The 18,574-nt window shown below is 68.5% G+C and carries 16 protein-coding genes; 10 read left to right on the top strand and 6 right to left on the bottom strand.

Annotated elements, in window-relative coordinates:
• The first annotated feature begins 159 nt into the window (after positions 1-159).
• The 8 genes from ACAG20_RS06620 (at position 160) to lpqB (ending at position 8,552) form a co-directional block, all read left to right on the top strand.
• Positions 160-1,338, top strand: coding sequence for an alkane 1-monooxygenase (locus ACAG20_RS06620; RefSeq protein ID WP_370492078.1), 1,179 nt, complete (start codon positions 160-162; stop codon positions 1,336-1,338).
• A complete protein-coding gene (locus ACAG20_RS06625) occupies positions 1,338-1,505 on the top strand; it encodes a rubredoxin (RefSeq protein ID WP_370492001.1) in 168 nt (55 codons plus the stop codon). The genes ACAG20_RS06620 and ACAG20_RS06625 overlap by 1 nt, the downstream gene beginning before the upstream one ends.
• A complete protein-coding gene (locus ACAG20_RS06630) occupies positions 1,502-2,131 on the top strand; it encodes a TetR family transcriptional regulator (protein ID WP_370492002.1) in 630 nt (209 codons plus the stop codon). The genes ACAG20_RS06625 and ACAG20_RS06630 overlap by 4 nt, the downstream gene beginning before the upstream one ends.
• Before the next feature lie 76 nt (positions 2,132-2,207).
• Positions 2,208-3,665: an adenosylhomocysteinase gene (gene ahcY / locus ACAG20_RS06635; RefSeq protein ID WP_112686600.1), complete on the top strand. Its 1,458-nt coding sequence runs from the start codon at positions 2,208-2,210 to the stop codon at positions 3,663-3,665.
• 84 nt (positions 3,666-3,749) lie between these two features.
• Entirely contained in the window at positions 3,750-4,379 is a 630-nt protein-coding gene (locus ACAG20_RS06640; protein WP_112686602.1) for a dTMP kinase, read from the top strand.
• A 51-nt stretch (positions 4,380-4,430) separates the two neighbouring features.
• Entirely contained in the window at positions 4,431-5,117 is a 687-nt protein-coding gene (mtrA, locus tag ACAG20_RS06645; RefSeq protein WP_013829915.1) for a two-component system response regulator MtrA, read from the top strand.
• Between the two features lie 22 nt (positions 5,118-5,139).
• Complete coding sequence (mtrB, locus tag ACAG20_RS06650; RefSeq protein ID WP_112686604.1) at positions 5,140-6,789, top strand: MtrAB system histidine kinase MtrB; 1,650 nt, start codon at positions 5,140-5,142, stop codon at positions 6,787-6,789.
• Positions 6,789-8,552, top strand: a complete 1,764-nt coding sequence (gene lpqB / locus ACAG20_RS06655; protein WP_370492003.1) for an MtrAB system accessory lipoprotein LpqB — start codon at positions 6,789-6,791, stop codon at positions 8,550-8,552. The genes mtrB and lpqB overlap by 1 nt, the downstream gene beginning before the upstream one ends.
• Before the next feature lie 26 nt (positions 8,553-8,578).
• Here the strand turns inward: lpqB and ACAG20_RS06660 are convergent, their stop codons facing one another.
• A complete protein-coding gene (locus tag ACAG20_RS06660) occupies positions 8,579-10,021 on the bottom strand; it encodes a wax ester/triacylglycerol synthase family O-acyltransferase (RefSeq protein WP_370492079.1) in 1,443 nt (480 codons plus the stop codon).
• Positions 10,022-10,318: 297 nt separating this feature from the next.
• Here ACAG20_RS06660 and ACAG20_RS06665 point away from each other — a divergent pair, with 297 nt between their 5' ends.
• A complete protein-coding gene (locus tag ACAG20_RS06665; protein ID WP_370492004.1) occupies positions 10,319-11,419 on the top strand; it encodes an NAD(P)H nitroreductase in 1,101 nt (366 codons plus the stop codon).
• Positions 11,420-11,429: 10 nt separating this feature from the next.
• On the opposite strand, the gene ACAG20_RS06670 is transcribed toward ACAG20_RS06665, so the two are convergent.
• Together ACAG20_RS06670 and ACAG20_RS06675 are read right to left on the bottom strand one after the other, a co-directional pair.
• Complete coding sequence (locus ACAG20_RS06670) at positions 11,430-13,139, bottom strand: GAF domain-containing protein (RefSeq protein ID WP_370492005.1); 1,710 nt, start codon at positions 13,137-13,139, stop codon at positions 11,430-11,432.
• Positions 13,132-13,773 (bottom strand): response regulator transcription factor, encoded by a 642-nt coding sequence (locus ACAG20_RS06675; protein ID WP_085085023.1) that lies wholly within the window; start codon positions 13,771-13,773, stop codon positions 13,132-13,134. Before ACAG20_RS06675 ends, ACAG20_RS06670 begins: the two co-directional genes overlap by 8 nt.
• A gap of 117 nt (positions 13,774-13,890) precedes the next feature.
• On the opposite strand from ACAG20_RS06675, the gene ACAG20_RS06680 reads away from it, so the two are divergent.
• Positions 13,891-14,661 carry an SDR family NAD(P)-dependent oxidoreductase gene (locus ACAG20_RS06680; RefSeq protein ID WP_370492006.1) on the top strand — a complete coding sequence of 257 codons (771 nt, stop codon included), beginning with the start codon at positions 13,891-13,893 and terminating at the stop codon, positions 14,659-14,661.
• 5 nt (positions 14,662-14,666) lie between these two features.
• On the opposite strand, the gene ACAG20_RS06685 is transcribed toward ACAG20_RS06680, so the two are convergent.
• From ACAG20_RS06685 to ACAG20_RS06695, 3 genes are read right to left on the bottom strand one after another with little or no spacing between them, the layout of a single operon-like run.
• A complete protein-coding gene (locus ACAG20_RS06685; protein WP_370492007.1) occupies positions 14,667-15,464 on the bottom strand; it encodes a slipin family protein in 798 nt (265 codons plus the stop codon).
• Positions 15,461-16,117 carry a hypothetical protein gene (locus tag ACAG20_RS06690; protein ID WP_370492008.1) on the bottom strand — a complete coding sequence of 219 codons (657 nt, stop codon included), beginning with the start codon at positions 16,115-16,117 and terminating at the stop codon, positions 15,461-15,463. The genes ACAG20_RS06685 and ACAG20_RS06690 overlap by 4 nt, the downstream gene beginning before the upstream one ends.
• Positions 16,118-16,122: 5 nt before the next feature.
• Positions 16,123-18,435 (bottom strand): nitric-oxide reductase large subunit, encoded by a 2,313-nt coding sequence (locus ACAG20_RS06695; RefSeq protein ID WP_370492080.1) that lies wholly within the window; start codon positions 18,433-18,435, stop codon positions 16,123-16,125.
• Positions 18,436-18,574 lie beyond the last annotated feature (139 nt).

The following is an 18,574-nucleotide window of genomic DNA, read 5'->3' on the forward strand; positions in this document are numbered from 1 at the left end:
TTGCACCGAACGCACGTGTACAAATTACCGTCAAATGTCTAGACCCCGGACGAATCACGGGGTAATGTCCATGCGCGACGGTGGTTGAACTCACAAGGAGGCGGGAATTTGAGCACCGAGGTGGAGATCTGGCGGGACAAGAAGCGCTACCTGTGGCTGATGGGCCTGATCGCCCCGACACTGCTGTTCACCATGCTGCCGATGATCTGGGCGATGAACCGGCTCGGCTGGCACGTCGCCGCCCAGCTGCCGTTCTGGATCGGGCCGATCCTGGTTTACATCCTGTTGCCGGCGCTGGATCTGCGGTTCGGCGCCGACGGTCAGAATCCGCCCGACGAGCTGATGGCGCAGCTCGAGAGCGACCGGTACTACCGCTACTGCACCTACGCCTACATCCCGTGCCAGTACGCCAGCGTCGTCATGGGCGCCTACCTGTTCACCGCAACCGATCTGAGCTGGCTGGGAGTCGAGGGGTCTCTCAACTGGTTCGCCAAGATCGGGCTGGCGCTGTCGGTGGGAACCCTGGGCGGCGTCGGCATCAACACCGCACACGAGCTGGGGCACAAGAAGGATCGGCTGGAGCGGTGGCTGGCGAAGATCACCCTGGCCCAGGTCTGCTACGGCCACTTCTACATCGAGCACAATCGCGGCCACCATGTGCGGGTGGCCACTCCGGAAGACCCCGCGTCGGGACGGTTCGGTGAGACGTTCTGGGAGTTCTTGCCGCGCAGCGTGTTCGGCGGGTTGCGTTCGGCCTGGCAGCTGGAGGCCGCGCGGCTGCGCCGGCTCGACAAGAACCCGGCGGATCCGAGAACCTGGCTGTCCAACGACGTGGTCAACGCCTGGCTGATGTCGGTGGTGCTGTGGGGTGTGCTGATCGCGGTGTTCGGCCCGGCGCTGATCCCGTTCGTGGTCATCCAGGCCGGCTATGGCTTCTCGCTGCTGGAGTCGGTGAACTACATCGAGCACTACGGCCTGCTGCGCGGCACCCGCGCCAACGGTCGCTACGAGCGCTGCACACCCGAACACAGCTGGAACTCCGACCACCTGGTGACCAACCTGTTCCTCTACCACCTGCAGCGGCACAGCGATCACCACGCCAACCCGACGCGGCGCTACCAGACGCTGCGCAGCATGGCCGAGGCGCCGAACCTGCCCAGTGGGTACGCCACGCTGATCGGGCTGACCTACCTCCCGCCGTTGTGGCGGCGGCTGATGGACCACCGGGTGCTGGCCCACTACGACGGCGACATCACCCGGGTCAACATCGAGCCGCGCCGGCGGGCGAAGATCCTGGCCCGCTACGGTGCGCCCCTGGACGAACCGGCGGCCGCGTGATGGCGAGCTACCGCTGCCCGGGCTGCGACTACTGCTACGACGAGGCCGTCGGCGCGCCCCGCGAAGGCTTTCCAGCCGGCACCCCGTGGGCGCAGGTGCCCGACGACTGGTGCTGCCCGGACTGCGCGGTACGCGAGAAGCCGGACTTCGAGCAGGTCCAAGCGTGACACCCGCTACTCTCGCGGTGGTGAAACGCGTCCCCTACGCCGAGGCATCCCGGGCGCTGCTGCGCGACTCGGTCCTCGACGCGATGCGGGAGCTGCTGACCAGCCGGGACTGGTCGTCGATCACGCTCGCCGCGGTAGCTGAGGCGGCCGGGGTCAGCCGGCAGACCATCTACAACGAGTTCGGCTCCCGTCAGGGCTTGGCGCAGGGCTACGCGATCAGGCTGGCCGACCGGCTCGTCGACGCCGTCGAGCGCGCCATCTACGACAACGTCGGCGACGTCCACGCCGCGTTCCTGGAGGGATTCCGGTCCTTCTTCTCCTCCTCGGCCGCCGACCCGCTGGTGATCTCGCTGCTGACCGGCGCCGCCAAGCCGGACCTGCTGCAGATCATCACCACCGACAGCGGGCCGATCATCACCCGCTGCTCGGCACGGCTCACCTCGTCGTTCATGCACAGCTGGGTCAAGGCCAGCGAGGAAGACGCCGGAATCCTGGCCCGGGCCATCGTCCGGCTGGCCATGAGCTATGTCTCGATGCCGCCCGAAGCCGACCACGATGTGGCCGCTGACCTGGCCCGATTGTTCACCCCGGCAGCCGAGACCTATGGGGTCGTCGACGTCGATTGACCCGCTCGAGCAGACTCGGCTTCCCGCCGGTAGCTTGTAGCGGAGCTGATTTCACCGAACCTACAGGGGCGCACTGATGAGTTTGACCGCAGACAGCCGCAACGGCATCGACTACAAGGTCGCCGACTTGTCGCTGGCCGACTACGGCCGCAAGGAGATCCGGCTGGCCGAGCACGAGATGCCCGGCCTGATGGCGCTGCGCGAGGAGTACCACGGCGTCAACCCGCTCAAGGGCGCTCGCATCACCGGGTCGCTGCACATGACCATCCAGACCGCCGTGCTCATCGAGACCCTGGTCGACCTCGGCGCCGAGGTCCGGTGGGCGTCGTGCAACATCTTCTCCACCCAGGACCACGCCGCCGCCGCGGTCGTCGTCGGCCCCCACGGCACCGTCGAGGAGCCCAAGGGCACCCCGGTGTTCGCCTGGAAGGGCGAGAGCCTCGAGGAGTACTGGTGGTGCGCCGAGCAGGCATTAACGTGGCCGGACGCTCCTGCCAATATGATCCTCGACGACGGCGGCGACGCCACCATGATGGTGCTGCGCGGCGCCCAGTACGAGAAGGCCGGTGTGGTGCCGCCCGCCGAGGACGGCGACTCGCACGAGTGGAAGGTTTTCCTGAACACGCTGCGTGAGCGTTTCGAGACCGACAAAACCAAGTGGACCAAGATCGCCGAGTCGGTTCGGGGCGTCACCGAGGAGACCACCACCGGCGTGCTGCGGCTGTACCAGCTGGCCGCCGCCGGCGAGCTGGTGTTCCCGGCGATCAACGTCAACGACTCGGTCACCAAGAGCAAGTTCGACAACAAGTACGGCTGCCGGCACTCGCTGATCGACGGCATCAACCGCGGCACCGACGCGCTGATCGGCGGCAAGAAGGCGCTGGTCTGCGGCTTCGGTGACGTCGGCAAGGGCAGTGCGGAGTCCCTCAAGGGCCAGGGTGCCCGGGTGACCGTCACCGAGATCGACCCGATCAACGCGTTGCAGGCGCTGATGGAGGGCTACGACGTGCAGACCGTCGAGCAGGCCATCGGTGAGGCCGACATCGTCATCACGACTACCGGCAACAAGGACATCATCACCCTCGAGCACATGAAGGCGATGAAGAACCAGGCCATCCTGGGCAACATCGGCCACTTCGACAACGAGATCGACATGGCCGCTCTGGAGACCTCCGGCGCGGTGCGCGACAACGTGAAGCCGCAGGTCGACGTCTGGACCTTCCCTGACACCGGCCGCTCGATCATCGTGCTGAGCGAGGGCCGGCTGCTCAACCTGGGCAACGCCACCGGGCACCCGTCGTTCGTGATGAGCAACAGCTTCTCCAACCAGGTCATCGCCCAGATCGAGCTGTGGACCAAGGGCGACGAGTACGACAACGAGGTCTACCGGCTGCCCAAGCACCTGGATGAGAAGGTGGCCCGCATCCACGTCGAGGCCCTGGGCGGCACGCTGACCAAGCTGACCAAGGAACAGGCCGAGTACATCGGCGTCGACGTCGAAGGCCCCTACAAGCCGGACCACTACCGGTACTGATTTTCGCTGCCGAGCAGTCATGAACGCCCCCATTTCCGCGGGAATTTGGGGGCTTTCATGTCTGCTCGCGAGGGGTTTCCCGCCGTGCTGATCGCGATCGAAGGGATCGACGGCGCCGGCAAGAACACCCTCACCAACGGGCTGCGCGCGGCGTTCGGGGCCGCCGGGAAGTCGGTGGCCAGCCTGGCCTTCCCGCGCTACGGCCTCTCGGTGACCGCCGACGTCGCCGCCGAGGCGCTGCGCGGCCGGCACGGCGACCTGGCGGACTCGGTGTATGCGATGGCGATGCTGTTCGCGCTGGACCGGGCCGGGGCCAAAGACCAGATCGGGGAGCTGTGCCGCGAACATGACGTGGTGATCCTGGACCGGTATGTGGCCTCCAGTGCGGCCTACAGCGCCGCCCGGCTGCGCCAAAACGCCGACGGCGAGGTGGTGGCCTGGGTGCGCGAGCTGGAGTTCGAGCGACTCGGGCTGCCCGCGCCGGACTGGCAGGTGCTGCTCGACGTCCCTGCCGAGCTCGCCGCCCAGCGTGCCCGCGACCGCGAGACGCACGACACCGCCCGGGCCCGCGACAGCTACGAACGTGACGACGGTCTGCAGCGCCGCACCGGCGAGGTGTACCGCCGGTTGGCCCGCGCCGGCTTCGGCGGGCGGTGGCAGCTGGCCGGTCCGACGGTCTCGCCGGCCGAGCTCGCCGGCGTGCTGTGCGGTTAACCTGCGAAACACGCGTGTGGTAGCAGGGTTTTATCTCGATCTGATGACACCATGTACGCCATGAGGCAAAGGATTCTCGTCGTCGATGACGACGCTTCGCTGGCCGAGATGCTCACCATCGTGCTGCGCGGGGAGGGTTTCGACACCGCGGTCGTCGGCGACGGCACCCAGGCGCTCACCGCGGTACACGAGCTGCGGCCCGATCTGGTGCTGCTGGACCTGATGCTGCCCGGCATGAACGGCATCGACGTGTGCCGGGTGCTGCGCAAGGACTCCGGGGTGCCGATCGTGATGCTCACCGCCAAGACCGACACCGTCGACGTGGTGCTCGGGCTGGAGTCGGGTGCCGACGACTACATCATGAAGCCGTTCAAGCCCAAGGAGCTGGTGGCCCGGGTGCGCGCGCGGCTGCGCCGCAACGACGACGAGCCGGCCGAGATGCTCTCGATCGCCGACATCGACATCGACGTGCCGGCACACAAGGTCAGCCGCGGCGGTGAGCAGATCTCCCTGACGCCGCTGGAGTTCGACCTGCTGGTGGCGCTGGCACGCAAACCCCGCCAGGTGTTTACTCGTGAGGTGCTCCTCGAACAGGTCTGGGGATACCGGCACCCGGCCGACACCCGGCTGGTGAACGTGCACGTCCAGCGCCTGCGGGCCAAAGTAGAGCAAGACCCGGAGAATCCGACCGTGGTGCTGACCGTTCGAGGAGTGGGTTACAAGGCCGGACCTCCGTGATCCCCCCCGGGGTGCGGCGCCAGTGATCTTCAGCTCCAGACGGCGCCCCCGGCGGTCGGGTCCCCTGCTGCTCGGCGTGAACACGCTGCGCCGCGCGGTGCAGGTCGCCTGGCGGCGGTCGCTGCAGCTGCGGGTCGTGGTGCTGACGATGGGATTGTCGGCTGCGGTCATCTTGGCGCTCGGCTTTGTGCTGACCAGCCAGATCACCGACCGGGTGCTCGACGTCAAGGTCCGCGCGGCCACCGAACAGATCGAGCGGGCCCGCGTCACGGCCGGCGGCATCGTCGGCGGTGAGGAGGCCCGGTCGCTGACCTCGAGCCTGCAACTGGCCCGCAACACGCTGATGAGCAAGACCGACCCGGCCTCCGGCAGCGGAACCGCCGGCGCGTTCGACGCGGTGCTGGTGGTGCTCGGCGAGGGCCCGCGTGCGGCGACCAGCGCCGGGCCGGTCGAGCAGGTGCCGGCCGCACTGCGCGAATTCGTCAAGGCCGGTCAGGTCAGCTACCAGTACGCCACCGTGCACGTGGAGGGGTTCTCCGGCCCGGCGCTGGTGATCGGGACACCGACCACCTCGCGGATCACCAACCTGGAGCTCTACCTGATCTACCCGCTGGGCACCGAGCGCAACACCATCTCGATGGTGCGCGGCACCATCGCCACCGGCGGCCTGGTGTTGCTGGTGCTGCTGGCGGGAATCGCGTTGCTGGTCTCGCGCCAGGTGGTGCTGCCGGTGCGGTCGGCCTCGCGGATCGCCGAACGGTTCGCCGAGGGGTACCTGTCCGAACGGATGCCGGTGCGCGGCGAAGACGACATGGCCCGGCTGGCGGTGTCGTTCAACGACATGGCCGAGAGCCTGTCGCGCCAGATCACCCAGCTCGAGGAGTTCGGCAACCTGCAGCGCCGGTTCACCTCTGACGTCAGCCACGAGCTGCGGACCCCGCTGACCACGGTGCGGATGGCGGCCGACCTGATCCACGATCACAGTGAAGACCTGGAGCCGTCGCTGCGGCGCTCCACCGAGCTGCTGGTCAGTGAGCTCGACCGGTTCGAGTCGCTGCTCAACGACCTGCTGGAGATCTCCCGGCACGACGCCGGCGTGGCCGAGTTGTCGGTGGAGTCGGTGGACCTGCGCTCGACGGTGAACAGCGCGCTGGACAACGTCGGTCATCTGGCCGCCGAGGCCGGCGTCGAACTCCGGGTGAACGTTCCGGGCCAACCGGTGATCGCCGAGGTCGATCCGCGACGGGTGGAACGGATCCTGCGCAATCTGATCGCCAACGCCATCGACCACGCCGAGCACAAGCCGGTGGTGATCCGGATGGGCGCCGACGCGGACACCGTCGCGGTCACCGTCCGCGATCACGGTGTCGGGTTGCGGCCGGGGGAGGAGAAGCTGGTGTTCAGCCGGTTCTGGCGCGCCGACCCGTCGCGGGTACGCCGCTCCGGTGGCACCGGGCTGGGATTGGCGATCAGTGTCGAGGACGCCCGGCTGCACCAGGGCCGGCTGGAGGCCTGGGGCGAACCCGGCAAGGGTGCCTGCTTCCGGCTCACGCTGCCGCTGGTCCGCGGCCACAAGGTCACCACCAGCCCGCTGCCGATGAAACCGGTGAGCGCCGCCGAGCGCCGGGAGCGCCGGCAGCGGGCACGCGAACATGCTGAGCGGAGCGGGTGATGCGCCGGCGGACTCCAGTGGCGTTGCTGGTCGCCCTGATGAACGCGGTGCTCGTGTTGGCGGGCTGCGCCGGGGTGCCCAGCAACTCCGCGCCGCAGGCGATCGGCACGGTGCAGGCGCCGCCGCCGTCGGTGCTGCCCAAACCCACCCCGGGGATGGACCCCGACGTGCTGCTGCGCGAATTCCTCAAGGCAACAGCCGATCCGGCCAACCGGCACCGCGCCGCGCGGCAGTTTCTCACCCAGTCGGCGTCGGACGCCTGGGACGACGCCGGCAGCGCGCTGCTGATCGACAACGTGGTGTTCGTCGAAACCCGCAGCGCCGACCGGGTCGCGGTCACCATGCGAGCCGACATGCTGGGTTCGCTGTCGGACATGGGGGTTTTCGAGACCGCCGAGGGGGCACTGCCGTCCCCGGAGCCGATCGAGCTGCTCAAGACCTCCGATGGCTGGCGCATCGACCGGCTGCCCAACGGAGTTTTTTTGGACTGGCAGCAGTTTCAGGCCACCTACAAGCGCAACACGCTGTATTTCGTGGACCCCACCGGCAAGACGGTGGTTCCCGACCCCCGTTACGTGGCGGTGTCCGACCCGGACCAGCTGGCGACGGAGTTGGTGTCCAAACTGATCGCCGGCCCCCGTCCGGAGATGGCCGGGGTGCGCAACCTGCTGGCGGCGCCGTTGCGGTTGCGCGGGCCGGTGACCCGCGCCGACGGGGGCAAGAGCGGGGTGGGCCGGGGCTACGGCGGAGCGAAGATCGAGCTGGACAGCCTCTCGACCACCGATCCCAACAGCAGGCAACTGCTTGCCGCCCAACTGATCTGGACGCTGGCCCGGGCGGACATCAAGGGGCCGTATGTGATCAACGCCGACGGCGCGGCGCTCGACGACCGGTTCCCCGACGGCTGGACGACCTCCGATGTGGCCACCACCGACCCGGGTGCGTCCGACGGTGCCGGCGCCGGGATCCACGCCCTGGTGGGCGGTTCGCTGCTGGTCCTGGACGGCCAGCAGGCCAACCGGGTGCCCGGGGCGTTCGGCCGCGAACCCGACCAGCAGTCGGCGGCGTTGTCGCGCAACGGGCGTCAGGTGGCGTCGGTGGTGGTGCACCCCGGCGACCCCGAGGCCACGCTGTGGATCGGCGATCTCGGCGGTGAGGCGGTGCAGGCGGCCGAGGGGCACACCCTGTCGCGGCCCAGCTGGTCGCTGGACGAAGCGGTGTGGGTGGTGGTCGACGGCAACTACGTGGTGCGGGCGATCCAGGAGGTCGCCTCGGGCCGGCCGGCCCGGATCCCGGTGGACTCCGGGGCGATCAACGCGCGGTTCCCCGGACCGATCAGCGAGCTGCAGCTGTCCCGCGACGGCACCCGGGCCGCCATGGTGATCGAAGGACAGGTGATCTTGGCCGGTGTCGAGCAGACGGCGGCCGGCCAGTTCGTGCTGAACTATCCCCGCCGGCTGGGCTTTGGGCTCGGCTCCTCGGTGGTGTCACTGAGCTGGCGCACCGGCGACGACATCGTGGTGAGCCGATCCGATCCCAAGGACCCGGTGTCCTACGTCAACATCGACGGGGTGAACTCCGATGCCCCCAGCGGCAATCTGCAGCTGCCGGTATCGACGATCGTCGCCGACCCGTCCACGGTCTATGTGGCGGATCCGCGCGGGGTGCTCGCGCTGTCGTCGTCGAGGGCCGAGGATGATCAGAGCTGGTCGCCGCTGGGGCCGTTCATGGTCGCCGGCGCGCTGCCGGTATTGCCGGGCTGAGGCTTCGAGGCGCTGCGGGGGATCGCTCACCCGGTGACTACCAGCGCCGGCTGCCGGTGTTCGCTACGTTCTCGCCTGTCGTTGTGCCGCTTTGCGACGGCAGCCAGGCGGGCCACCGCCGCCTCGATGCTGCGGGCGAATTCGTCGACATCGGGCATGGTGTCGTAATCGGCCAGCACGCCGAAGGACAGGCTCTCGGCGTAGCTCAGCATCGCCACCCCGGACCGCAACTGCAGCGCGATCGGCGGCACCGGAAGCACCTCGAGCACGGTGCGGCCCATGATGTGCAGGGTCTCCGACGGCCCCGGCACATTGGTCGCGAGGGTGGTGACGCCCTGCTGGGGCAACCGCGTCAACAGCCGCACGGCCCATGCGGTCAGCGGGAACGGAATGTGGTTGGCCGCCGAGACGAACACACTGCCGGCTTGGTGCTGCCCGGTGCGCTTGGTTCGGCTCAGCCGCGCATGCACCAGCTTCAGCCGCCGCACCGGGTTGTCCTCCTCCACCGGCAGGCAGGGCAGCATCACCGACACCCGGTTGTCGGTCGCGCCGATGGCGTCGCCGCCGCGGGTGGACACCGGGACCAGGGTGCGCAGCGTTTCGGGCAGCGGGCGTTCGCCGCGGCGCTCCAGCATGCCGCGGTAGGCCTCGGTCAAGCCGGCCAGCGCGACATCGTTGAGGGTCACGTCGAACGCCTGACAGATCCGGCTGACGTCGGCGAGCGACACCTTCGCCGAGCTGTACCGGCGCATGGTCCTCATCGGCCCGTTCAACGAGGTGGGGGTGCCCTGGCGGAGCAGCCCCGCCGACAGCTCGACGGTGCCGCGGGCCGCCCGCACCGCCGCGGCGCTGATCGCGGTCGACACGTTCCACAGCTCGGCGGCCCAGGCCGCAGGGCTGCTGTTCACGGTGGGGAGTCCGAAATGCCATTCGCCCGAATGTGATTCGTGTGAGCTATGAAGGTGGCCGGCAAAACTCGCCACCCGGTCGCCCAGGTCGCCGCCTTCATCGCAGAGCCCGGTGAACAGGTGCGAGGTCGCGATCCCGTCGCCGACGCAGTGGTGAACTTTGATCAGCATGGCCCACCGGTCGTCGGTCAGGCCCTCGATCACCCAGATATGCCACAGCGGCCGATCCCGGTCCAGCCGGCGCGCCATCTGGTCGGCGACGAAGCCGAACAGTTCGGCGTCGCCGCCGGGGCTCGGCAGCGCGACCCGCCGCAGGTGATGCGCCATGTCGAAGTCCGGATCGGCGACCCACTGGGGCGGCGCCAGGTCGAACGGGTGGAACTGGAGTTTCTGGCCGAACCGCCGGCAGCCGCTGATCCGCGCCCCCAACGTGGCAACCAGGGACGCATAATCCGGCGGTGGCCCTTCCAGGATGACCAGCCCGCCGATCGCCAGGCTGATGTGGCGGTCGGAGTCCTCGGCCTCCAGAAATCCCGCGTCCAGTGTGGTCAGTTGCTCCATGATGCGGACCTCCTGCCTGCGTCCGCTCTCCATGATCCGCCCGTACCGGTCGGCGCAGGCAGGGCCAGAAGTCCCTAGTAGCGCCAGCACCGCGGCGGCCAGTCGGTCCGGCGGCAGGATGAAATCGGCGGCGAAGGCCGCTGCCGCCGGTGGCCCAAAGTCCTTTGCAGCCGGGTCTTCCTGCCCTGTCGCGGGCCACGCGCCCCGGGGCATCGTGGAAGCGTCAAGGGCTCCGCAAGGGCTCGGAGGCGGCGCCGATTCGGCGCAGGCCCATGGCAGTCGAAAGGGGGCCGGACCGTGGATGAACAGCCTGCTGACTACCTGGCCACCGCGGCCGTTCGGGAGACCGTTCGCACTGCGCTGCAGCTGGCGGCCCGTGCACCGTCGGTGCACAACTCCCAGCCGTGGCGCTGGCAGGTGCAGCTGGCGACGCAGCAGCCTCGACTGGAGCTGTTCGCCAACCCCGATCTGCAGCTGCGCAGCGTGGATCCCGACGGCCGCGGTCTGATGCTGAGTTGCGGAGCGGCGTTGCATCATTGCGTGGTGGCGCTGGCCGCATTGGGGTGGCGCTGCCGGGTTCACCGGCTGCCCGATCCGGCTCGTCCCGACCAGCTGGCCTCGATTGAGCTGTTCGGACCCGATCCCGGAGGGGTGCCCGAACCGGTTCCCGAGCAGGTCAATGTGTCATTGGCCGCGGCGATACCCCGGCGCCGCACCGATCGCCGCTACTTCAGCGGCTGGCCGGTGGCGGCGGCCGACATCGCGTTGATGGGCGCCCGCGCCGCCCGCGCCGGGGTGATGCTGCGCCGAATCGACGCGCTCGACCAGCTGAACACCCTGGTGGCTCAAGCCGTTTCCACCCACCGGACCGACTACGACTACCTTGCCGAGCTGGCGAGGTGGAGCGGTCGATACGGGTCGGTGGCCGGCGTCCCGGCGCGCAGCGTTCCGGCGCCGAGCACCGGCGCGCCGATTCCGGGGCGGCTGTTCGCCGACCCGCTGCTGGCCCAGCCGCCCGGAGCCAGCCCGGCAGAGGATCGCGCGGTGATGCTGGCGTTGGGCACCGAGCACGACGACCGGCTGGCGCAGCTGCGTGCCGGTGAGGCCACCAGCGTGGTGCTGCTGACCGCGACGGCGCTGGGGCTGGCCAGCTGCCCGGTCACCGAGCCGCTCGAGATCGCCGAAACCCGCGCCGCGGTGCGCCGCGACGTCTTCGGCACCAGCGGCTATCCGCAGATGCTGCTGCGGGTGGGCTGGGCCCCGATCAACGCCGACCCGCTGCCGGCCACCCCGCGGCGCTTCCTCGACGACACCGTCGAATGGCTGACCGCCGGTGATCGGCGGGCCGGCTCCGCGGAAGCCGGGAAGGAAACCGGAAACCTCGCGGTGTGTGTCTGACGGCCCGAGGCTATATCGTCAGCGGCGCGGACCAGCGCACCACCGTGCCACCGCCCGGCGCCTCCTCGATGCCGAACGTCCCGCCCGCCTGCTCGGCGCGTCGCCGCAGGTTGGCCAGACCGCTGGGGGTGACCACCTCCGGCATCCCGCGGCCGTTGTCGGCCACCTCGATGGCCAGGTCGTCTTCGACCTTGATCTGCACCGCCAACTCGGTGGCGCCGGAGTGCCGGACCGCGTTGCTGACGGCCTCGGAGAGCACCGCCTCGGCGTGATCGGCCAGCACCGGTTCGACCACCGACAGCGGGCCGATGAACGCAACGGTGGTGTGCAGGCCCGAACCGGAGAACTGGGCGACGGCGTTGTCGAGGCGTTGCCGCAGCCGGGTCACCGTCGCCGAGGCGCCGTGCAGGTCGAAGATGGTGGTGCGGATCTCGCCGATGATCTCCTGCATGTCGTCGACCGCGTCGGTCAGCCGGCGCCGCACCACGGCGTCGCGAGCCCGCGGAATGGTGCCCTGCAGCGACAACCCGACGGCGAACAGTCGCTGGATGACGTGGTCGTGCAGGTCGCGGGCGATCCGGTCGCGGTCGGTGAGCACGTCGAGTTCGTGCATCCGGCGCTGCGAGGTGGCCAGCTGCCAGGCCAGCGCGGCCTGGTCGGCGAAGGCGGCCATCATGTCGAGCTGTTCGACGCTGAACGGAATGCTGGTGCCGTGGCGCATCACCACCACCACGCCGGCCACCGCGTCGGCGGCGCGCAACGGCAGGATCAGTGCCGGACCGGTCGCGTCGATGCCGGGCAGCGCAAGCCGGGCCACCTGGCGTGGCTTGCGCTGGGAGAACGCCTCGCCGACCGAGCTGCCGGTGACCGGGATGGTGTCGCCGTCGAGGGGAGCCATTGCCGCGCCGATGGTTTCGACCACCAGAAGCTCGTTGACCTCGGCTTCGAGGGTGTCGTCATCGAGCGGGATGGCGACCAGCGCCGACTCCGATCCGGTGAGCTTGCCGGCTTCCTCGGCGATCAGCCGGAACACGGTGCTCGGATCGGTTCCGGACAGCAGTTCGGTCGCGATGTCGCGGGTGGACTCGATCCAGGACTGTCGCGCCTTGGCCTGGGCGTACAACCGGGCGTTTGCGATGGCGATCCCGGCGGCGGCGGCCAGTGCCTGCACCAGCACCTCATCGTCCTCGCTGAACGGCAGTCCGTTGGCCTTCTCGGTGAGATACAGATTCCCGAAGACCTCGTCACGCACGCCGACCGGCACCCCCAGGAACGTGCGCATGGTCGGGTGCCCGGACGGAAATCCCACCGCGGACGGATGTTTGGTCAGATCATCGAGCCGCAGCGGTTTGGGATCCTCGATCAACAGGCCCACCACGCCCAGCCCCTCGGGCAGCCGTCCGATCCGCGCGAACGTGTCGTCGTCGATGCCCTCGTGGACGAATTCCAGCATCCGGCGGTCGTTGTCGTGTACTTCCAGCGCACCGTATTTGGCATCGACCAGGTTGGTGGCGGTCTGCACGATGGAGCGCAGCGTGGCGTCGAGCTCCAATCCGGAGGTGACCACCAGCATCGCGGCCAGCAGGCCCTCGAGGCGATCGCGTCCCTCTACGATCTGTTCCACCCGGTCCTGGACACCGACCAGCAGCTCGCGCAACCGCAGGTGAGATAACGTGTCGCGCAGCGGGTCCGGGCCGTCCGCGGGTCCGTCGTCAGTCATTCCGGGAGCGCTCGAGTTTGGTGGCGAACACCGCGGCCTGGGTTCGCCGTTCCATCCCCAGCTTGGCCAGCAGCCGCGACACGTAGTTCTTGACGGTCTTCTCGGCCAAAAACATCCGGTCGGCGATCTGCTTGTTGGTCAGGCCCTCGGCGAGCAGGCTCAGCAGCGTGCGCTCCTGTTCCGAGAGCCCGGACAGCGGATCGGGCTTGGCGGTGGCGCCGCGCAGTTTGGCCATCAGCGCCGCCGCGGCGCGGTTGTCCAGCAGCGAACGTCCGGCGCCGACGTCTTTGACGGCACGGGCCAACTCCATGCCCTTGATGTCCTTGACGATGTAGCCGCTGGCGCCGGCCAGGATGGCGTCGAGCATGGCCTCGTCGGAGGTGAAGGACGTCAGGATCAGGCACCGCAGCTCCGGCATGCGCGACAGCAGTTCCCGGCAGAGCTCGATGCCGTTGCCGTCGGGCAGCCGGACGTCGAGCACCGCCACGTCGGGGCGCAGCGCCGGGATGCGCGCCAGCGCTTCGGCGACCGAACCGGCCTCGCCGACGACGTCGAGCTCCGGATCGGCGCCGAGCAGGTCGATCAGGCCGCGGCGCACCACCTCGTGGTCGTCGACCAGAAAGACTGTGACCACAACGCGTCCTCTCCGCTCAGACACTGACCACGGTAGTGGCGCAACCCGCGGATTCACAGGGTACAAAGCCCCGATACCGCTCGGAAGTAATATCGGCAATCAGCAAAGGAGGTCACAGTGGACCGGTCCGCCCTCACCGCGTTGTTCGACCTGACCGGCCGCACCGCCATCGTGACGGGAGGTACGCGCGGCATCGGGTTGTCGGTGGCGCACGGCCTTGCCGCCGCCGGCGCGAAGGTCGTCGTGGCCAGCCGCAAGGGCGATGCATGCCAGCGCGCCGCGCAGCAACTGTGCCAGGCCGGCGCCGAGGCGATCGGGGTGCCAACGCATCTCGGCGACGTCGAGGCGATCCAGCAGCTGGTCGACACCGCGGTCGAGCGGTTCGGCGGCATCGACATCGTCATCAACAATGCGGCCAATGCGCTCGCCCAGCCATTGGGTGAGATCACCCCCGAGGCGTTGGGCAAGTCGTTCGCGGTGAATCTGCAGGGGCCGGTGCTGCTGGTCCAAGCGGCGCTACCGCACCTTCGCGCCAGCGGCCGGGGCGCGATCCTGAACATGGTGTCGGCCGGAGCCTTCGTCTATTCGCCGGCGACGTCGATGTACTCGGCGGCGAAGGCGGCATTGGTCTCCTTCACCCGGTCCATGGCCGCCGAGTTCGCCTCATCGCGGATCCGGGTCAATGCGCTTGCCCCCGGACCGGTCGATACCGACATGGTGCGCAACAACCCGCCGGAGTTCATCGAATCGCTGCGGGTCGCCACGCTGCAGCAGCGCATCGCCGACCCTGCCGAAATGGTCGGCCCGGCGCTGCTTCTGGTCTCCGACGCCGGCAGCTTCATCACCGGGCAGACCCTGCACGCCGACGGTGGGATGGTGGCCCGCTAACCGACTCAGCCGGCTGTGCTGTCGCGTCCGGTAGCGCGCAGCGCCTGGCTCGCGCCGCCCAGGAACGGCGTGATGATGTCCACCGGCAGTGGGAACACCACCGTGGAATTCTGGTCGGCGCCGAGCTCCAAAAGGGTTTGCAGATACCGCAGTTGCAGCGACGCCGGATTACGTGACAGCGTCTCGGCGGCCTGGCTCAGCTCCTCGGAGGCCTGCAGTTCACCGCGGGCGTTGATGACCTTCGCCCGGCGTTCGCGCTCGGCCTCCGCCTCGCGGGCCATCGCCCGCTGCATCGATTCGGGGATCTCCACGTCCTTGATCTCGACCACCCGGACCTGCACGCCCCACGGCTCGGTCTGCTTGTCGATGATGGTGCGCAGGTCGGCATTGAGGTCGTCACGGTGGGCCAGCAGCGTGTCCAGGTCGGCCCGGCCCAGCAGCGAGCGCAGGGTCGTCTGGGCGATCTGGGAGGTGGCCACCGCGTAGTTCTCGACCGCCAGAATCGCTTTGAGCGGATCGACCACCTGGAACATCACCACCGCGTTCACCCGGGCGGGAACGTTGTCGCGGGTGATCACCTCCTGCGGGGGAATGGTGAGCGTCACGACCCGCTGGTCGACGCGGATCATCTTGTCCACCAGTGGAATCAGGATCCGCAGTCCCGGCTGATACAGCGGGCGGGCATGCCCGACGCGGAAGACGACGCCGCGCTCGTATTCCCGCAGCACATGGATCGAGAAGTAGGCCAGCACGGCCAGCGCCGCGATCACCAGCACCACCACGGTGATGAGCCCTTCACTCACTTGCGCGCTGCCTTCCTGGTCTTGGTGGTCAGAGCACTGTCGGAGAAACCGCCCCACCGGGTGGAATACCGGTCGATGGCCGCTTCGACCTGCTCGACCTGTGCTTGCCCGCCGGCCGGGCCCGGCGTCTCGGTCGGGGCGTTCGACGGAGTGTTCCACAGATGGCGCACCAGTGGGGCACCACCGGCCAGCACGATCAGGATCGTCGCACCCAGCACCAGCACGTCGCCGGACCGGTGGTTGGCAATCAGCGTCGCCAGCGGCATGACCACCCCGAACCCCGCTACCGCACAGGCAATGCCCCGATGGAACCGGCCCGCCTCCGAATGCGGCCACGGGTCCACCGGCCGGGTGATCTCCCGGCCGTGATTCGACGTGGTGCAGGTGTCCTTGACCGGGCAGGCGTTGCAGATCGACGGCGTCGCCCGGTAGCGCATCACCCGGTTGTCGGGGTCGAACGACGTCGGCCAGAGCCACTGGTCCTCCGGGCACTTCCAGGCGTCGTGATCGTCGTGGTAGGCGAACCTGCCGGTGCGCCACTGGGCGGCGCGGTCGGAGGTCCGCCTGGCCATGGCGTCGAAGCCCCACGCGAAGACGAGCAGGAGAACGGCGTAGCCGGACATCAGCCACACCCACGCTCCCGGCATCGTCATCGTCGTCAGCCCTCGGCCTCGGAATCCTCGCCGACGGTCACCGTGGCGTAGAGCGGGTGCTCCGGCAACTCGTCGACCGTCTCACCGGAACGGAAGTTGCGCAGCGCGATCCAGGCGATCCAGCAGAACGGCAGTACGCCTCCGACGATGACGATCAAGTCACCGGGCAGCCGCATCCACTCCAGCAGTGCGTTGCCCGGCTTGGTGATGTAGCCCAGCGACCGCGCTTCGAAGTAGCCGGCGTTGACCGAGTGGAACAGCTGCAGCACCCCCAGCGGCAGCAGCGTGACGAACACCATCCAGGCCAGTCCGATGTTCATGCTCCAGAACGAGAGCCGGGCCAGCTTGTTGGGCCACTGGTCCGCCGGGATCACATAGCGGAAGGCGAACATCGCCAGCGCCACTGCGAGCATGCCGTAGACCCCGAACATCGCCGCGTGCGCGTGGTTGGCGGTCAGCGCGGTGCCGATCTCGTAGTAGGACACCACCGGAAGGTTGATCAGGAAGCCGAAGATGCCCGCCCCCAGGAAGTTCCAGAACCCGACCGCGACCAGGAACATCACCGCCCAGCGAGCCGGGAAGTTGTGCTCGCCGCCGGCCTCCTGACGCGCGCCCAGCTGCAGGAACGCCCACGCCTCCACGGTCAGGAAGGTCAGCGGGATGACCTCGGCGGCCGAGAAGAACGCGCCCAGGGCCATGTGCTCCACCGGGGTGCCGGAGAAGTACAGGTGGTGCATGGTGCCGATCACGCCGCCGGCGGAGTACAAGATGATGTCGAGGAAGATCACCAGCAGCGCGACGCGCTCGCGCACCACCCCGAGTTGCACGAACAGGTAGGCCACCATCGCCGTGGTGAACAGCTCCAGGAAGTCCTCCACCCACAGGTGCACCATCCAGAACCGCCAGAAGTCGGCGACCGAGAAGTGTGTTTCACTGCCGGCGAGCAGGCTGACCGCGTAGAAGGCCGGGATGGTCAGGCCGGTGAAGAAGAACACCCAGGGCAGATTGAGCTTCGAGGTGGACGCCAGCTTGGCGCGCATGCCGCGCCAGATGATGAAGATCCACAAGAACAATCCGACGATCAGCAACAGCTGGAACACCCGTGGCAGGTCCAGGAACTCCCACTGCTGGGAGAGGACGGTGCCGGGCTCGATCATCCCGAAGATCGACAGCGCCTCGAATGCCATGGATCCGAAGACCACGATCGCCAGCGCGCCGAGCAGCCCGTAGACCAGCCACGACTGCTTGGTGGGCTCACGGCGGGTGATGAACGGCACCAGGAAGATCCCGCCGGCCAGGAACGCCGCCGCGGTCCAGAACAGCGACAGCTGCAGGTGCCAGGTGCGGGCCAGGTTGTAGGGCAGCAGCCTGGCCAGGTCGATGCCGTAGAACTCCGCCAGGTCCGCGCGGTAGTGCTCGACGGCGCCGCCCAGCAGCGTTTGGATCAAGAACAGCACCGCGACCACGGCGAAGATCCAGATCGCGGCGCGCTGCGAGCGGGTCAGCGGCACCTCGCCGGGCTGGCGGAACTTGAGCCTGGTCGTCTCGGCGCCGTGCCAGCCGATGTTCTGGCTCCACCGGCCGTAAATGGTGAACATGATCCCGATACCGCCGAGCAGCGCGATCAGCGACAGCACCGACCACACCACGACCGATCCGGTGGGGCCGTTGTCGACGCGCGGCTCGGAGGGCCAGTTGTTGGTGTAGCTATAGCTGTGGCCGGGCCGCTCGGCCGCCGCCGCCCAGGCCGTCCAGGCGAAGAACGCCGTCAGGTCGCGGATCTCGCCCGGGTCGGTGATCATGTCCGGCAGCAGGCCGTATTTGGTGGTGGCCTCACCGAAGTACTCGGCGTAGTGGCGCTGGATGTCGTCGAATGCGCGGGCCTGCTTGTCGGTGAAGACCAGCGTGCCGGTGTCGGCGTTGTAGCGGTTGGTCCGGAATTCGGCGATCACTTCCTGGTGCGGGTTGGCTACGCCCTGCGCTTCGAACTGGCCGGCCACGTTGTCGGTGGCCAACCGCAGGTATTCGGCGGTGTAATCCGGGCCGAGGTAGGCGCCGTGGCCGAGGATCGAGCCGTACTGCATCAGTCCGCGGGCCTGGAACAGCGTCTGGCCGCGGGTGATGTCGTCGCCGGTGAACAACTGCTCGCCGGTCTCGGTGACGACCTTGTCCGGCATCGGCATCGATGCGGTATAGGTGCGGTAGGCCAAGATTCCCATCACCAGGAATCCGAAGATCATCACCAGGGCCACGCCCTGGGCCCAGCCTTTGCTGACCAATGCTTCGGCGCGGCCGGAGTCGCTGGTCGGCGTGCCCATCTGTGTCGCTTCGGAGGTCATGGACGGGGACGCTAACAGTATCGAAGCGGAAAATTCGTGAATCTGTTAGGGACCTCACGGTATTGGGGTCCGGGGTTAACATTGTCGCTGACCAATGCCCCTTGACACCGAAGTACGA

The sequence above is a fragment of the Mycobacterium sp. pW045 genome, assembly GCF_041287085.1.
GTDB classification, from domain to species: Bacteria; Actinomycetota; Actinomycetes; order Mycobacteriales; family Mycobacteriaceae; genus Mycobacterium; species Mycobacterium algericum_A.